This is a genomic window from Metabacillus crassostreae (assembly GCF_016908395.1).
GTDB lineage: Bacteria > Bacillota > Bacilli > Bacillales > Bacillaceae > Metabacillus > Metabacillus crassostreae.
Genome location: NZ_JAFBDU010000002.1, coordinates 208,207 through 225,469, shown reverse-complemented (window position 1 = coordinate 225,469; position 17,263 = coordinate 208,207). Strand labels below are relative to the sequence as shown.

11 protein-coding genes and 1 pseudogene are annotated in these 17,263 nt (G+C 34.4%); 9 read left to right on the top strand and 3 right to left on the bottom strand.

The features are described from left to right. The first annotated feature begins 298 nt into the window (after positions 1–298). From JOC75_RS08975 to rhaA, 8 genes are all read left to right on the top strand, one after another. Entirely contained in the window at positions 299–1,021 is a 723-nt protein-coding gene (locus JOC75_RS08975; RefSeq protein ID WP_204953732.1) for a (Fe-S)-binding protein, read from the top strand. 1 nt (position 1,022) lies between these two features. Further along, the gene (locus JOC75_RS08970; protein WP_204953731.1) at positions 1,023–2,447 is read left to right on the top strand and encodes a LutB/LldF family L-lactate oxidation iron-sulfur protein; all 1,425 of its coding nucleotides are present in this window, start codon (positions 1,023–1,025) and stop codon (positions 2,445–2,447) included. 3 nt (positions 2,448–2,450) lie between these two features. Next, entirely contained in the window at positions 2,451–3,170 is a 720-nt protein-coding gene (locus JOC75_RS08965; protein ID WP_204953730.1) for a LutC/YkgG family protein, read from the top strand. A gap of 105 nt (positions 3,171–3,275) precedes the next feature. Beyond that, entirely contained in the window at positions 3,276–5,345 is a 2,070-nt protein-coding gene (locus JOC75_RS08960; protein WP_204953729.1) for a bifunctional aldolase/short-chain dehydrogenase, read from the top strand. Between the two features lie 220 nt (positions 5,346–5,565). Beyond that, positions 5,566–6,330, top strand: coding sequence for a DeoR/GlpR family DNA-binding transcription regulator (locus JOC75_RS08955; protein WP_204953728.1), 765 nt, complete (start codon positions 5,566–5,568; stop codon positions 6,328–6,330). Between the two features lie 119 nt (positions 6,331–6,449). Beyond that, positions 6,450–7,412: an AraC family transcriptional regulator gene (locus JOC75_RS08950; RefSeq protein ID WP_204953727.1), complete on the top strand. Its 963-nt coding sequence runs from the start codon at positions 6,450–6,452 to the stop codon at positions 7,410–7,412. 454 nt (positions 7,413–7,866) lie between these two features. Then, positions 7,867–9,282 (top strand): rhamnulokinase, encoded by a 1,416-nt coding sequence (rhaB, locus tag JOC75_RS08945; RefSeq protein WP_204953726.1) that lies wholly within the window; start codon positions 7,867–7,869, stop codon positions 9,280–9,282. 5 nt (positions 9,283–9,287) lie between these two features. Next, positions 9,288–10,541 carry an L-rhamnose isomerase gene (gene rhaA, locus JOC75_RS08940; protein WP_204953725.1) on the top strand — a complete coding sequence of 418 codons (1,254 nt, stop codon included), beginning with the start codon at positions 9,288–9,290 and terminating at the stop codon, positions 10,539–10,541. Positions 10,542–10,955: 414 nt separating this feature from the next. On the opposite strand, the gene JOC75_RS23935 is transcribed toward rhaA, so the two are convergent. Together JOC75_RS23935 and JOC75_RS08935 are read right to left on the bottom strand one after the other, a co-directional pair. Then, complete coding sequence (locus JOC75_RS23935) at positions 10,956–11,384, bottom strand: RICIN domain-containing protein (RefSeq protein WP_338036576.1); 429 nt, start codon at positions 11,382–11,384, stop codon at positions 10,956–10,958. An 18-nt stretch (positions 11,385–11,402) separates the two neighbouring features. Next, positions 11,403–12,317: pseudogene (locus tag JOC75_RS08935) on the bottom strand (glycoside hydrolase family 43 protein); the annotation flags it as partial. Between the two features lie 415 nt (positions 12,318–12,732). Here JOC75_RS08935 and JOC75_RS24225 point away from each other — a divergent pair. Then, positions 12,733–15,993 carry an arabinan endo-1,5-alpha-L-arabinosidase AbnB gene (locus JOC75_RS24225; protein WP_204953724.1) on the top strand — a complete coding sequence of 1,087 codons (3,261 nt, stop codon included), beginning with the start codon at positions 12,733–12,735 and terminating at the stop codon, positions 15,991–15,993. A gap of 206 nt (positions 15,994–16,199) precedes the next feature. On the opposite strand, the gene JOC75_RS08925 is transcribed toward JOC75_RS24225, so the two are convergent. Next, positions 16,200–17,090: a helix-turn-helix domain-containing protein gene (locus JOC75_RS08925; RefSeq protein WP_204953723.1), complete on the bottom strand. Its 891-nt coding sequence runs from the start codon at positions 17,088–17,090 to the stop codon at positions 16,200–16,202. Positions 17,091–17,263 lie beyond the last annotated feature (173 nt).

Sequence of the window (17,263 nt, the reverse complement as noted above, 5' to 3'; positions counted from 1 at the left end):
GGATTTATCTTCGATTTTTCGAAATATCTTCGATTCTGCAAATTTATCTTCGATTAGACATTTTTCGACAAAAACATCTTATGCAAAAAAAATCAGAATAACTAATTACTGTGCATATACATAATTATCACAAGTTTAACAGAGCGTAACTTTTCAAAAAATACAAACAAAAAAAGAAAAACAAACGATAATACAATAATAAATAAATATAAACAAACAAAAACGGGTGTTATTATAATAGAAAGATAGTATAATAAAAACAAGATCAGTCTTTTATTAGTAACGGGAGGTAATGGAAATGAAAGTATCTTTATTTATTACATGCCTAGCAGATGTATTTTATTCAAATGTTGGTCAACATACAGTTGAACTTTTAGAAAAGCTTGGTTGTGAAGTGGATTTTCCTGAACAACAAACATGCTGTGGTCAGCCTGCTTATAATAGTGGTTATCATAAAGAAACAAAAGAAGTGGCAAAACATATGATTCGTACGTTTGAGAAATCGGATTATGTTGTTGGTCCATCGGGTTCATGTGTGGCGATGCTTAAGGAATATGGTCACTTATTTGAGCAAGATCCTGCTTGGAAGGAAAGAGCTAAAAAGCTAGCAAATAAGTCATATGAATTAACACAGTTTATTGTCGATGTATTAAAAGTAGAAAACGTGAATGCTAGTCTACCAGCATGTGCGACTTATCATAAATCCTGTCATATGACACGTTTACTAGGTGTAAAAGATGCTCCTGGTACGTTATTAGATCAAGTGGAAGGATTAGATGTAAAACCACTTCCGAATAGTCATGATTGCTGTGGCTTTGGTGGAACTTTTTCAGTGAAAATGGTTCCAATTTCAGAGCAGATGGTTGATGAAAAAGTTAAGCATATTGAAGAAACCGGGGCGGAAGTATTAATTGGTGCTGATTGTGGCTGTTTAATGAATATAGGCGGAAGAATTAATCGAAAAGGTAAATCAATTAAGGTTATGCATATTGCAGAAGTATTAAATAGTGAGGTGAAGTAAAATGGCGATGAAGATTGGTGATGAGAAATTTTTTGAGCGTGTTGATAAAGGAGTAAATAATACGTTCATGAGAAACGCTGTTGTGTCAGCTCAAGAGAGAATGCAGGGTAAGCGTCTGTTAGCGACAGAAGAGATTGGAAACTGGGAAGAATGGCGTAAGCTTGGTGAAGAAATTCGGACACATACTCTTGAAAACCTTGACTACTATTTAGAGCAATTGAGTGAAAATGTTAAAAAACGTGGTGGACATGTTTTTTTTGCTTCTACAAAGGAAGAGGCTAATGAGTATATTTCAAAAGTAGCAAGAAAGAAAAATGCAAAGAAAGTTGTTAAATCAAAATCAATGGTTACAGAAGAAATTCATTTAAATAGTGCATTAGAAAAAGCTGGCTGTGAAGTGATTGAAACGGATTTAGGGGAATATATACTACAGCTTGATGATCATGATCCACCTTCACACATCGTTGTACCTGCTCTTCATAAAAATAAAGAACAAATTCGTGATACGTTTAAAGAAAAACGCGGCTATGATAAATCAGAAATACCTGAGGAGCTCGCACTTTTTGCAAGAGAACAGCTTCGTCAAGAATTTTTAAGTGCTGATCTTGGTATTACAGGCTGCAATTTTGCTGTGGCGGAATCAGGCTCTATTAGTCTTGTCACAAATGAAGGAAATGCTGGACTTGTAACCGCTTTACCTAAAACGCAAATTACAGTAATGGGAATGGAAAGAATTGTGCCAACTTGGGAAGAGCTAGATGTTTTAGTAAGTCTATTATGTCGAAGCTCAGTAGGTCAAAAACTAACTAGCTATATTACTGGATTAACAGGACCAAAAGGTGAGGGAGATGTTGATGGACCAGAAGAATTTCACCTTGTGATTGTTGATAATGGGCGTTCAAATATATTAGGCACAGAATTCCAAAGTGCACTCAACTGCATTCGTTGTGCTGCGTGTGTGAATGTGTGTCCAGTTTATCGCCATATTGGTGGCCATTCTTATGGATCAATTTATGCCGGACCAATTGGTGCAGTTTTAACACCATTACTTGGTGGATACGAAGATTATAAAGAGCTTCCATATGCATCATCTTTATGCGCTGCATGTACAGATGCATGTCCTGTAAAAATACCTCTACATGAACTATTAATAAAGCATCGTAGAAAAATTGTAGAAGATGAGAAAAAGTCACCTTTTGCTGAAAAGCTTGCAATGAAAGGCTATCAATTAGCAGCAAGTTCGCCAAGTCTTTATAAAGCTGGTACTAAATCAGCTTCATCTGTAATGGCACCCTTTACGCAAGATAATAGTATTCAAAAAGGGCCAGGACCAATGAAGCCTTGGACTGACGTGCGTGATTTTCCTGCTCCTAATAAAGAGAGATTTAGAGACTGGTATAAAAAGAGGAACAAAGGAGGCGAATGAATAATGGCAGAAGGACAAATTCACAATCAAGATTCATTTCTTAATAATCTTGCTGAAAAACTAGGAAGACAAAGAAGAAAGAATGTAACAAAACCAGAGTGGACAACAACTCCACAATATGACGTTTTAAAAGACGCAACAAAAGATGAGTTGGTGGAAGTCCTAAAAAAACATTGTGAAGTAATTCATACTCAATTTATCGAGACAAATTCAGAGAATCTTACGAAACAAATCCGAAATGTTTTCAAACAGTATGAAGTTGAAAGTGTCGTAACTTGGAAAGATGTGCGGTATAAACAGTTCGGGTTAGAAGATGAGTTATTGAAGGAATTACCAGAAGAGAATATCGATGTTCATATTTGGGACCCATCTCTAAAAGAGAAAAATATTCAAGCTGCAGAAAAAGCAGATGTCGGAATTACATTTAGTGATATGACTTTAGCTGAATCTGGAACAGTTGTTTTATTTAGTAGTGAAAACAAAGGTAGATCTGTTAGTTTATTACCGAAAACCTATATTGCCATTATCCCCAAAAGTACATTAGTACCAAGAATGACTCAAGCAACTGCTTATATAAATAAACAAGTTCAAGAGGGTAGAAACATTTCTTCCTGTATTGATTTTATTACAGGTCCAAGTAATAGTGCTGACATTGAATTAAACTTAATTGTAGGTGTTCACGGACCTATAAAAGCAACCTATATTCTTGTGAATGATAAATAATTTCAAAAACAAACAAAAATATATTCAAAAATAAACAAACATAGTTTATAATTAAAAACAGACAATCAAACAAAAACAGATGCAAACAATAGAGGAGGAAACAAAATGGTACAAAGTTTATGGAACAAAGAAAAAGCAGCTTCATTATCTCAAGGTGTTGAAGAATTAGTTTACCGCTCTAACTTAATTGGAACAGATCGTTCTGTATGTAACTGGGGTGGCGGTAACACATCAATGAAAACAATCGAAAAAGATTTCCGTGGCCGTGATGTAGAGGTTATGTATGTAAAAGGAAGTGGATCTGATTTAGCAACAATGAAGGCTCATAACTTTACAGGATTAAAGATGGAAGATATTCGTCCTTTAATTGAACGTAATGAAATGCCTGATGAAGAGATGGTTGCATATCTTGCACATTGTATGATCGACAGTAAGCATCCACGTGCTTCAATTGAAACTCTTTTACATGCATTTTTACCATTTAAACATGTTGATCACACACATCCAGATGCGATTATTAGCGTTTGTTGTGCAGACAATGGTAGACAAATTGCTGAAGAAATTTATGGTGACCGATTTGTATGGGTACCATATGTTCGTCCAGGATTCACTTTATCAAAAATGATTGCAGAAGGTGTGAAAAATAACCCGAACGCTGAATTAGTATTGATGGAAAAGCACGGTCTTGTTGTTTGGGGTGAAACGGCTGAAGAAAGCTATGAAAAAACAATTTCTGTTATCAATGAAGCTGAGCAATATATCCAATCAAAACATGTTGAAGAAAATGTATTTGGTGGACAAAAATATGAAGCACTTGCAGAAGAAGATCGTAAAAATGTTTTAGCGCAAGTGATGCCAGTTATCCGCGGTGCTGTTAGCGAAGAAAAGAAAATGCTATTAACATATGATGATGCACAAGATGTACTGCAATTTGTAAATAGCAATGATGCAGCAAAATTATCACAGGTTGGAGCAGCTTGTCCTGATCATCTAGTTCATACAAAAATGACACCTTTATTCATTGATTGGAATCCACAATCAGAAGATGTTGCTAGTTTAGTAGAAAAAGTAAAAGCTGGAATTGAAGCTTTTAAAGAAGAATACAAAGCATACTTTGAAAGAAATAAAAACGAAGGTGACAAAATTTCTGAAACAGCACCACGAGTTATTTTAATTCCTGGTATTGGTATGGTTAATAGCGGCAAAAATATTCCTATGGCTAATGTAAGTGGTGCTCTTTACCACCGTGCAATTGCTGTTATGAAAGGATCTACTACACTAGGAAGCTTTGTTTCTTTAAATGAAAATGAGTCATTCAATGTTGAATATTGGCCATTAGAGCTTTATAAATTATCATTAGCTCCAGCAGAAGCTGAATTTTCAAGACAAGTAGCATTTGTTACAGGTGGTGCTGGTGGAATCGGAAGTGAAACTTGTCGTCAATTTGTTGCAGAAGGTGCACATGTTGTGATTGCTGACCTTAACTTGGAAGGTGCAGAAAAGGTAGCAGCAGAAATTAATGAAAAATATGGTGAAAAACGTGCATTCGCTGTAAAAATGGACGTAACAAGTGAAGAAGCTGTTCAAGAAGCATTCAAACAAACAGCTTTAACTTATGGTGGAGTCGACACAATTGTAAATAATGCAGGTCTTGCAACTTCAAGTCCTTTTGATGAAACATCATTAAAAGAGTGGAATTTAAACATGAATGTTCTTGGAACGGGTTATTTCTTAGTTGCTCGTGAAGCGTTCAAGCAAATGAAAACACAGGGCACTGGTGGAAATATGGTGTTCATCGGTTCAAAAAACTCTGTATACGCAGGAAAGAACGCAGCAGCATATAGCTCTGTAAAAGCGATGGAAACTCATCTTGCTAGATGTATTGCAGCAGAAGGTGGAGAATTTGGTATTCGTGTAAACTCTGTTCTTCCAGATGCAGTTCTTCAAGGATCAGCTATTTGGGGATCAAGCTGGAGAGAAGAACGTGCAGCAGCATATGGTATTCATCCAGATCAATTAGAAGAACACTACCGTAAACGTACGACATTATTAGTGAATATTTATCCTAAAGATATTGCCCAATCTATTCTTTTCTTTGCTTCGTCAAAATCAGATAGAACAACTGGATGTATGATAACCGTTGATGGTGGAGTTCCAGCTGCATTTACTAGATAATAATAAGGATACAAATAAGGTGTAAAAGATGAGAATTCTATTACACCTTGTTTTGTACCTATAAGTATGAGAGTGGATAAGCACTAAAAACAATGCGTTTCAGTTTATACTATGTCATAATAATATCTAGAGCCTACAAGCATAAGAGCTGACTCTTTTGGCAAGTAAGCTCAATCTCATAATTTATTTTCTCATTGTGAGAACTAGGAGGCACACACAAATGCTTGTAGCAGAAAGACACCGGAAAATTGTCGATGTTGTTAATGAAAAATTAAGTGTTAGAGTAACAGAACTAAGTAAGATTTTTAAGGTAACGGAAGAAACAATAAGACGAGATTTAGAAAAACTAGAAAAAGAAAATCTATTACGCCGTAGTCATGGTGGCGCTGTTAGTATACAAGATGAACAAACAGAAGTTTCTTATACAGAAAGAGAAATTACAAATGCAGCACAAAAGAGAGCTATTGCTATTGAGGCAGTTAAACTTATTGAACCAGGAGATCAAATTGTTCTTGATGCTAGTACAACTGCTTGGTATATGGCAAAGGAAATGCCAGACTTACCACTAACCGTTTTAACAAATTCAATAAAAGTAGCAGTAGAGCTAAGTAAAAAAGAGCAAGTTCGAGTTATTTCTACTGGTGGAATGCTACAGCCTAAATCACTTTCATATGTTGGACCACTAGCGGAGAGATCACTTAATATGTATCATGTGAATAAGGCTTTTATATCGTGCAAGGGCGTTCATATTGATGCGGGTTTAAGTGATTCAAATGAATGGCAAGCATTGTTGAAAAAGCAAATGATGTTTATCGCAGATCAAACGATATTATTGGCTGATTCTACTAAGTTCGGAGTACGAACTTTCGCCCAAATTAAAGAGATACAAAATATTGGACGTGTTATTACCGATGATAGCATTGCTGATTCGTATTCTCGAGCACTGGAAGAAAAAGGTGTGCAGCTTCAAATAGTTAAGATATAAAAACATACGAGATAACGGTATAGCTTAGTCTATGCCGTTTTTCTTATAAGTAAAATTTGGGCTGAATTTTACAATAAAGGGAAATAAAATATTATGTTTGAAATAAAAGAGGGATATTAATGAAACATAATCTTTTCCAAGAATTATTAGTTTTAAATGAAGAAGAAAAATTAGTTCTTGAACAAAAAAGAGAAGTGCAAAAAGAGATTTATACGAGTCAGGAAAGTTTTATTGTTGAAGGTGAAAAATTCTTAAATAATAGAATGATCATGGTGCGAAAGCATACGAGATTTGTTCCATTTCCTAAACATAAGCACAATTATATTGAAGTTAACTATGTTTATAATGGAACACTTAAACAAACAGTGGGAAATGAGAAGCTTGACTTGAAAAAGGGAGATATTCTTTTCCTTAATCAACATATTGAACATGAACTTGAAGCATGTGCAGAAGAGGATATTATTATTAACTTCATCATTAAACCAGAGTTTTTTTCGTTTATCTTTTCATATTTAACAACGGAGAATATGATTTCAAATTTTTTAATAAGTAGTATTTTTAATGAAGCACCAAATGGAGAATATCTTTATTTCGCTGTATCAGAAATTAAAAGTGTTCAAGAGCTTATCGAAAAAATGATTATTGAAATTATGAATCCTTCAATGATGTCAGAGTCAACTATAAAGTTATATATGGGTTTACTAATGGTTGAGCTTATTAAGAACTCTGATAAAGTTAAATATAAAGAAGAGAACCATAAGCAGCAAACAATTGTTGAGTCACTAAAGTACATTGACGAAAAATTTAAGAATGCAACATTGTATGAATTGGCTGTTAAATTAAATCTTCCACATTACACATTAAGCAAAGAAATTAAAAAAGCAACAAAATTTACATTTAAGGAACTTGTTCAGGAGAAAAGGCTAAGTGTAGCAAGAGAATTATTGGTTAATACATCTTTACCGATTACTGCAATTGTAGAAGAGGTTGGATATGAAAATATAAGTTACTTTTACCGTGTATTTAAGAGCAAATACGGTTATACTCCTAAAAATTATAGAGATGAAATATTGAAGAAATAGTCATATCACTACTTAGACAAGTAGAGGATATGGCTATTTTATTTTAGGTTATTAAGTGCATAAATGGAGTTTGTTGATTGTTGTGAAAGATATGATTTCCTTACGATGGGAGCTTACTAATGAGCAAGCTTATAATGAAAAATTAAGAGCTACCATTGGAAAACTAATATTTTTAACGAAATTATCCAGAGTTTTTTAACAGAACATTCTTAAGTACTATAATGGCAAATAAGGACAATAAAAGAGTTTAATTAAGTTATAGTAAATGGAATCTTAATATCTTAAAATGTAATTAAGTAAGCGTTTTCGGCAAGGGTTATTTTCATAAACTTCGTCACTTTTAGATACTTGAAGAAAACAAAACTGAATAAAGTCTAGTGGCTTCTTCTTCTCTTAGAATAGCAATAAAAACACTATTTTTAACAGAAAGAGCCTCCAGAAAAGGGTGGTAATCATGACTAAATATAGCTTAGCCGTAGATATTGGGGCTTCAAGTGGAAGATTAATTCTTGGCCATGTAGAAAGTGGGAAGCTACAATTAAACGAAATTCATCGTTTTGATAATAATATAGTAAAACGAAATGAACACTTTTGTTGGGATATTGAAGCTTTATTTCAAGAAATTAAAGTAGGAATAAATAAGTGTAATGAGCTTGATTTAAAACCAGAAAGTATTGGTATTGATACGTGGGCAGTAGATTTTGTATTACTTGATGAAAATGACAATTTATTAACTGATGCAGTAGCATATCGAGATCCAAGAACAGATGGAATTATGGAAGAAGTATTTGAGATTATATCAAAGGAAAAGCTGTATTTTGAGACAGGTATTCAATTTCAAAAGTTTAATACAATTTATCAATTATTTGCATTAAAAAAGAAATCGCCAGCTGTTCTTGATCAAGCAAAAACATTTTTAATGATTCCAGAATATTTGAATTTTTTATTAACAGGCAAAAAAGCAAATGAGTATACAAACGCAACATCTACACAGCTTGTTAATGCATTTACAAAACAATGGGACATTGAACTGTTGGAAAAGTTAGGGATAAATAAGGAAATGTTTCACGAAATACAGCCACCAAAATCAATTGTGGGTACTTTATCAGAGGAGCTTGTTTCAGAATTTGGCTTTGATATGAAGGTGGTTTTACCTGCTACACATGACACAGGTTCAGCTGTGATTTCTGTTCCTGAACTAGAAGAAACCATTTATCTTAGCTCTGGAACATGGTCATTAATAGGTGTAGAAAACCATTTCCCAATTTGTGTTCCAAAAGCCCTTGAGTATAATTTCACAAATGAAGGTGGTTTGGATTATCGTTTTCGTTTTTTGAAAAATATCATGGGACTTTGGATGATACAAGAAGTAAAGAGAAATTATCGTAACAAATATTCATTTGCTGAGCTTGTTACACTCGCTGAAAAAGAAGATAACTTTCATTCAATAGTTAATGTAGATGAAGATCGTTTCTTAAAACCTGAAAATATGGTAAAAGAAATTCAACTATATTGTGAGGAAACAAATCAGCAAATTCCTCAAACACCAGGACAAATAGCAAAATGCGTTTATGATAGTTTAGCAAATAGCTATAAACGTGCAATCAATGAAATTGAGGAAATCTTTGAAAAAAGTTTTCCTAGAATAAATGTTATTGGTGGAGGTTGTCAAAATGAAATGCTCAACCAAATGATTGCGAATGTCACGCATAAAGAAGTTTGTGCAGGGCCAATTGAAGCAACAGCGATTGGAAATATTATGGCACAGCTTATGGCTCTAAGAGAAGTAGAAGATATTCAACAAGCTAGAGAATTAATAAAGCATTCATTTGAAGTGAAATCATATATACACCAATACGTGAAAGGATGATAAATATGTCAGTAAAAGAAAGCTATGAATTAGCGAAAAAGCAATATGAAAAATGGGGAATCAATGTAGAAGAAGTACTGAAGCAGCTAAAGCAAGTTCCAATATCAATCCACTGCTGGCAAGGTGATGATGTTAGTGGCTTTGAAGTTAATAAAGGTGAATTATCTGGAGGGATTGATGTTACAGGAAATTATCCTGGTAAAGCAAGAACACCAGACGAATTAAGAAGTGATTTAGAAAAGGCGTTATCATTAATCCCAGGGAAACACCGTGTCAATCTGCATGCTATTTATGCTGAAACAAACGGTGAAGTGGTAGAGCGTGATCAATTGGAGCCTAAACACTTTGAGAACTGGGTGAATTGGGCAAAAGAACATGGATTAGGACTTGATTTTAATCCGACATTATTTTCTCATGAAAAAGCTTCGGATGGTTTAACATTATCACATCCAAAACCAGAAATTCGTGAGTTTTGGATTAATCACTGTATTGCTAGTCGTAAAATTGCCGAATACTTCGGTAAAGAGCTAGGAACTCCAACTTTAACAAATATCTGGATTCCTGATGGTTATAAAGATGTACCAAGTGATCGATTAACACCAAGAGTTCGTTTAAAAGAGTCATTAGATAAAATTTTTAATGAGAAAATAGATGAGCAATACAATATCGATGCCGTGGAAAGTAAATTATTTGGCATCGGATCTGAATCATATGTTGTCGGTTCACATGAATTTTATTTAGGTTATGCTTTGAAAAATAATAAGCTTTGTTTACTAGATACAGGACACTATCATCCAACAGAAATGGTTTCAAATAAGATTTCTTCCATGCTGTTATATAGTGATAAATTAGCATTACATGTATCAAGACCAGTTCGTTGGGATAGCGACCATGTTGTGACACTTGATGATGAGCTAAAAGAAATATCTCTTGAAATCGTACGTAATGATGCACTAGATAAAGTAATGATCGGACTAGATTTCTTTGATGCAAGTATAAATCGTGTAGCGGCTTGGACAATTGGAACTCGTAACATGATTAAATCTTTACTAAATGCCATGCTTGTACCAAACGAGCATTTAAAAAAATTACAAGAAGAAGGAAACTTTACAGAAAGATTAGCTTTAATAGAAGAATTCAAAACATATCCATTTGGTGCAATTTGGGATTATTATTGTGAACAAATGGGCGTGCCTGTGAAGGAAGCTTGGCTGGAAGATGTGAAGAAATATGAGAAGGATGTTCTTTCTCAAAGATAAAATATGAGGTATAGAAGAGAGAGGCTGGGACATAAGTATTTAAGCTAATGATAAACCCGAATTATAAGGTGATATTTTAATTAATAATTCGCCTAATAGTTCGGGTTTTTATTTGCTGTTTTCAATAGATTTTTTGATTTTGTATACTATTTTTAAGAACTAGTGGAATGGAGCGGAAGACACTTGACTCCTACGGGAATAGAGGAAAGGCTAAGACCCCACAGGCGCTTGCGCCGAGGAGGCTTAGCTTCCTCCCCGTGGAAAGCGAGTGTCTGCAGCGCAATGAAACGAACTTGTTTCTTTCAACTTAACTGATTGAGATTTATTCGTCTTTTTATATGATTTCTTTAATTATGTCAGAGCCTCTTTTTAAATTAAGATTTTTCTAAGTTATTAAGTTTATCAAGACTAAACTTAATTCACCTTTACTAATTGCCATTGCTGATTATTTCCACCGTGGTAATCATATTGAATAATATCAGAGCCATTTGAAGATCCAAAAGCATCTAGTGCTTTACCAGAATGACGGTTAATGATTTTATAGTACCCATTACCAAGTGGCACAAAGCTCCATTGTTGGTTGTTTCCACCAAGATCTGAGTATTGGACAGCATCACCATTATTATTTGTGTCCCAACCATAGATCTCCATAGCTTTACTGCTGTTAACATTGTTTAATTTATAGTAGCCGTTTTCGAGATTGGTAATTGTCCATTGCTGATGTGTGCCACCACTATCAGTCCATTGAATCACATCGGCACCATCAGCTATGCTTTTTGCGTTAACTTCAGCTACTTTACCAGTTCCGCGGTTGATTAATTTATACTTTGATCCTGTGAGAATACCTGCTGCATTACTATCATAAGTAGGCCAACCGTTTATATCCCAATAAAGGTCATTTATCAGCAATCTAGGCAATCCGTTATTTTGCGCATCGTATGCGTGACGAACAATGATATTGTTGTTATAAACATCCTGATGACCTGGTCCGATCCATTGATCATTACCAGCATCAAGAATTGTACCACCGCCATTCATCATGTTTACACCATTTTTGTCCACATATGGACCTGTGATATTCTCTGATCGTCCATAAGCAATTTTATAAGTGCTATCTAGACCTTGGCAGCATTTATCAAAAGAAACAAATAGATAGTAATACCCATCCTTATAGGTAATATTAGGTGCCTCAATAGCATGCTCTGGATGATTTGGTCTAGCGGCAATTGAATAAAGCTGACCAGTTGGTTTCATCGTGTTTTTATCTAATTTAGTTAATTTAATTCCACTCCAGAAAGAACCAAAAGAAAGCCAAGGCTCTCCATTTTTATCAATAACCAGATCACCATCAATTGCATTATAATCATTTGTAGAAGTGGATCTTATCACCAATCCATCATCTCTCCAGTTACCAGAATTGATACTTTCTGTAGAGGTTAAACCGATCATAGATGTATTTGTCCCGAATTTAGATACAGAATAGTAAACCCAGTATCTACCATTATAGTAATTAACATCTGGCGCCCATTGAGCACTTGTATGGCCAGGAACATAGTTACTCCACCATGATAAAGGCTGTGGAAAAATAACAGGTGTTGCAGACCAATTAGTTCCATTATCAGATCTTAAAACACGCAATCCATTTTTATCAACTTCACCTGTGCCAAAAGCCCACCAGGTGTTGCCTTCTTTAATGATTGAAGGATCGTGCAGCATCACATCTCCTGATACATTCCAAAATGAAGCAGAAACAGTTTGAGTAAGTGTAAAAACCATTAAAACAGTTAAAAGAATAAACTTTCCTTTTACTTTCCAGCCTTTTTGTTTAAACAAAAGTATCCCTCCGTAATTTTGTTTTTTTATACCTACTAGGAAACCTCCTTTCGTGATTTTACTAGATTGATATCCACTTCTGTAAGCGTTATCATTTTTACGTTATGTATGAAACACTAGGTGTGATTAAAATAATTATAAAATATGTTCGTACAATTAACAATAATTTTATGGAAAGTTATACTTACATAAGTTAAAAATATATTGACATGTACGTATGTGTATAATACGATAAATTCCGTAAAGGGAAAAGCGCTTACAAATTGAAAATTCAGTTTTGTAAGGGTTTTATTCCTTAGAAACTATTTTGATGAAGCCTGAAAGTAGCTTCGTCATAAAAGAAGAGGTGAAGGAGAAAATGAAGAAACAGTTGTTGCAAAAGTTTTTGATTTTATTATTTGTATTCGTCATTGCTATTCCAAGTTCAGCATTTAAACATGTACCTAAGGTTCAAGCAGCAGAGGTACCTGTTTTTCAAAATGCTTCTGTACATGATCCTTCTGTTATCAAGGTTGATGACATGTTTTATGTATTCGGATCACACTTGGCAGCTGCAAAATCTCCAGATTTAATGAAATGGGATAAGTTTGCATCTGAAGTTGATGCAAATAATCCGTTATTTGATGATGTAAGAGAGAATTTAAAAGAAACATTTGAATGGGCTCAAACTGATACGTTATGGGCAGCAGATGTTATTCAACTTGAAGATGGAAAGTTTTATATGTACTACAATGCATGTAAAGGTGACTCTCCACGTTCTGCACTTGGAGTTGCTGTTGCAGATCAAGTAGAAGGACCTTATGAAGACCAAGGAATTATTCTAAAATCTGGTATGTGGGATGAAATTAGTGAAGATGGGGAAATTTATGATGCAAGAATCCATCCAAATGCAGTAGATCCTGATACATTTTTTGATGCTGAAGGAAAGCTTTGGATGACATATGGTTCGTATTCTGGTGGAATTTTTATATTAGAGATGAACCCTACAACGGGTAAGCAATTACCTGGTCAAGGATATGGTAAAAAACTACTTGGAGGAAACCATAGTAGAATAGAAGCTTCTTATATTCAATATGTTCCAGAGACTGGTTATTACTATATGTACCTATCATTTGGTGGACTTGATGCAATTGGTGGGTATAATATGCGTGTTGTGCGTTCAGAAAATCCAGATGGCCCTTATCTTGATGCAGAAGGAAATGACATGATTGATGTGAAGGCTAATCCTGATCTTCCGATATTTGATGATGCATCAATAGAACCTTTCGGTGTGAAATTAATGGGTAACTTCTTATTTGATCGAAAAGTTGGAGAGCCAGGAACTGGGATTGGTACTGGATATGTTTCACCTGGTCATAACTCTGTTTACTATGATGAAGCAACTGGTGAACAATTTTTAATTTTCCATACTCGTTTTCCTGAAAGAGGAGAACAGCATGAAATTCGCGTACATAAAATGTATACGAATTCAAATGGCTGGCCTGTTGTATCTCCTTATCAGTATGCAGGAGAATCATTAGAAACTGTTACAGAAGCAGATGTTGTTGGAGAATATAAACTTATTAATCATGGCAAAGATATTACTGCTGAAATTAAAAAGTCTGTTCTTGTAGGCTTAAATAATGATGGAACAGTCACTGGTGAAGTGACAGGTACATGGGAGTTAATTGGTGATAATAAAGTTCAGTTACAAGTAGATGGGCAAACTTATGATGGGGTATTTGTTCGTCAATGGGATCCAACTACGCAGAGTTATTTAATGACTTTTACTACTTTATCTTCTGAAGGTATAGCAATATGGGGTAGTAAAGCAATCACTCAAACAGATGAAGAGCTTGTAGAACAAGTGAAGAATAACTTAGACCTTGGTGATACAAGTAAGGTAATTAGTAACTTAACTCTTCCAACAGAAGGTTATCGTAATACTGAAATTAAATGGCAATCAACTCATCCAGAGATCGTTTCAGAGGATGGAGCAGTTATACGTCCAAATGATGCTGATGCTACGGTTACATTAACAGCAACAATTACAAAAGGTGGATTTACTACAACAAAAGAATTCACAGTAGTTGTTTTACATCAAAAAGAAGGTAAATTAGTAGCTCACTATGCTTTCGAGGATAATATCGAAGACAGCACAGGAAATGTTGAAGAAGGAACAGTGACTGGTGCTACTATAGAAAGTACTGATGGAACAAATACGTATGGAGCTGGTAAAGTAGGACAAGCTGCTATATTTGACGGATCATCAGGTATTCGTTTACCAAATGGTATTATTTCAAGTAATGAATATACTGTTTCATTTTGGTTAAATCCAGAAGAAAAAACAAACTTTACAACAGCTTTCTTTGGAGCTAGAAATGAGGATAACTGGTTAAGCTTTGTTCCGCAAGGCGGTGATTGGGTACAACATAACACAATGATTTGGTCAACAAGTGATGGTAACTGGGTTGATGCAAACACTAATTTAGCTTTAAACACAAATGAATGGGCACATGTTGCTTTTACAGTTAACAATGGGACACTAAACATTTATATTAACGGAGTAAATACGTATTCAGGAGAAAATTTCGGAGATGTATTTACAACAACTGACGGAGTATTTGGCTTAGGAGTTAACTTCTGGGATACACCATTCAAAGGTCTAATGGATGAGTTATTAATTTATGATAATATGTCACTAACGGAAGAAGAAATTTTGGCTTATTATCAAACTGGAGAAGTACCAGGTAAGACACAACCAACACCTCCAGGCGAAGGTGATGAAGGAGAAACGCCAACAACACCAGAACAACCAGGCGAAGGTGATGAAGGAGAAACGCCAACAACACCAGAACAACCAGGTGAAGGTGATGGAGGAGAAACACCAACAACACCAACCCCTGAAACAGAGAAACCAAAGAAAAATCAAAAACCAGCAACTGTATCACCTAAAGTAAAAAATGGAAAAGCAGTAATTGACAATAGAGATCTAGAGAAAATCAAGGAAAACAATGGTCAACTTATCATTGAATTCAAGAATAGTAAGTCAACAAATGCTATGCTTTCTTTAACAAAAGAAAACATTGAGTTGCTAAAAGAAAAAGGTATTGAAAAGGTCCTTTTATCTCCTAAAGATTTAGGATCTAGTATCAGCATTCCTCTAGAGATGATTGAATCAGGAGCAGATGTTGAAATTAAACGTCTAAAGAATACAAATGATTCAAGATTTGTTAGTGGAATCTATGACTTTACGATTAAAGTAGGAGATGTGACTCTACATTCATTCCAAATGCCACTTGAGTTATCTTTTGAAGTAGATATGAAAAAAGTAAAAAACACTGATAACCTAAGAGTGGTATATTTCAATGAAGACTCAAAGAAATGGGAAATTGTTGAAGGTGCAGTATACAAAAATGGTAAAGTGACTGTACAAACAGATCACTTGAGTATCTATTCAGTTGTAGAAATTGAAAATGATGAAGAAGTATCAGAGTTAGCAAGCGCTTCAACAGAAAGCTATGAGCTACCTAACACTGCTACTTCAACATTCAACTTTTTAGCAATGGGAATTATGATCTTAGCCATAGGTGGAGGATTCTTTTTCTTGCAAAGAAGAAAGAATAGCATGGCTAAATAAGATTTTATTTAGCTCTAAGAAGTTGATCCTTTCTATAGTGGATTGGAGCGAAAAGAAACGAATCTATTTTATTTAATAATCTATTAAACAATCAACTAAATGTCCGAATACAAGCTTTAGGAAAATAACAAAAAAGCTTTCTTGAACAGTTTCTTTTGAAAACTGTTGAGAAAGCTTTTTTAGTTATATTTAAATGTCGTTGCTATTTAAGTATTAACGCTTTCCATTGCTTCTTTTACTTCCTTAACAACATCACTTGGTCTGCAGGTTTTATACTGTTTAAAGACTCTTCCGAAATATGTAAGATTCGAATAACCAACCTTATAAGCTACTTCACTAATAGAGTGATAGCCCTCCCTTAATAATCGATCTGCTTCATGAACACGTAACATATTTACATATTCTACAAACGTTTTGCCCGTTGTTTTTTTAAACACATAACAAAAATAATTAGGACTTAGATTACAAATAGTTGCTGCTTTAGTGATAGAAATTGGATTTTGAAAATTTTCACTAAGGTGTATTAGTATATTTTGAATCGATGTGTCTTCCCGTTTATTTTGACTAATATCAAGTTTTTCCTCAGATAATCTATAAATTAATGCAATTGAATGGATAAGATTCGCTTTAATGAAAAGTTCAAACCCCTTTTTCTTTTCTCTAAATTCAATATACAGATCCTCTAGTCGCTTAGTTAGCGGTTCGGCTACTGGATTTTTAGCTCTTATGATACTTGGAAGAGTTAATTCATGATTAATAATCGGGAGAACATATTTCTTTTCTGTACTATCAAGTGATAGATTACGGATTAAAGCATCATTGAAGACAATTGATATCAATTCAGATCCTTCTGATAAGGAATAGGCACCATGAATTTCATTTGCATTTATGAATAACAGATCTCCTTCGTTCAATTCTGTTAGCTGATCCTGTATTTGAACTTTAAACATCCCTTTTCGGATTAAAATAAATTCCAAATGTTCCTGGCAATGCAAAGGAATCCCTGTTCCGTTAGGGGGAGAAACCTTGAATATGTTCAGGGGAAATGTCTTATCCGGTATGAAAGTATATTCTTTGAATGCTTGTTGTTCGTACAATTTTGGTCCTCCTCGGTATTTCTACATAATTTATCTTACAGTCGAGCGTGAAGGGGTGTGAGAATTATAGTAAATGCAAATCTAATTTCTTTATAAAATTCAATTTTGATAAGGGTTTTTAGCCTTACTTATACCTTGACAAATATCTATTAAAATCTTAATCTTAATGTACG

Excerpts from the sequence above, each read along its gene's own strand:
- JOC75_RS08960 (WP_204953729.1), top strand. The coding sequence starts at position 3,276 with ATGGTACAAAGTTTATGGAACAAAGAAAAAGCAGCTTCATTATCTCAA.
- JOC75_RS08975 (WP_204953732.1), top strand. The coding sequence starts at position 299 with ATGAAAGTATCTTTATTTATTACATGCCTAGCAGATGTATTTTATTCA.
- JOC75_RS08970 (WP_204953731.1), top strand. The coding sequence starts at position 1,023 with ATGGCGATGAAGATTGGTGATGAGAAATTTTTTGAGCGTGTTGATAAA.
- rhaA (WP_204953725.1), top strand. The coding sequence starts at position 9,288 with ATGTCAGTAAAAGAAAGCTATGAATTAGCGAAAAAGCAATATGAAAAA.
- rhaB (WP_204953726.1), top strand. The coding sequence starts at position 7,867 with ATGACTAAATATAGCTTAGCCGTAGATATTGGGGCTTCAAGTGGAAGA.
- JOC75_RS08955 (WP_204953728.1), top strand. The coding sequence starts at position 5,566 with ATGCTTGTAGCAGAAAGACACCGGAAAATTGTCGATGTTGTTAATGAA.
- JOC75_RS08965 (WP_204953730.1), top strand. The coding sequence starts at position 2,451 with ATGGCAGAAGGACAAATTCACAATCAAGATTCATTTCTTAATAATCTT.
- JOC75_RS24225 (WP_204953724.1), top strand. The coding sequence starts at position 12,733 with ATGAAGAAACAGTTGTTGCAAAAGTTTTTGATTTTATTATTTGTATTC.
- JOC75_RS08950 (WP_204953727.1), top strand. The coding sequence starts at position 6,450 with ATGAAACATAATCTTTTCCAAGAATTATTAGTTTTAAATGAAGAAGAA.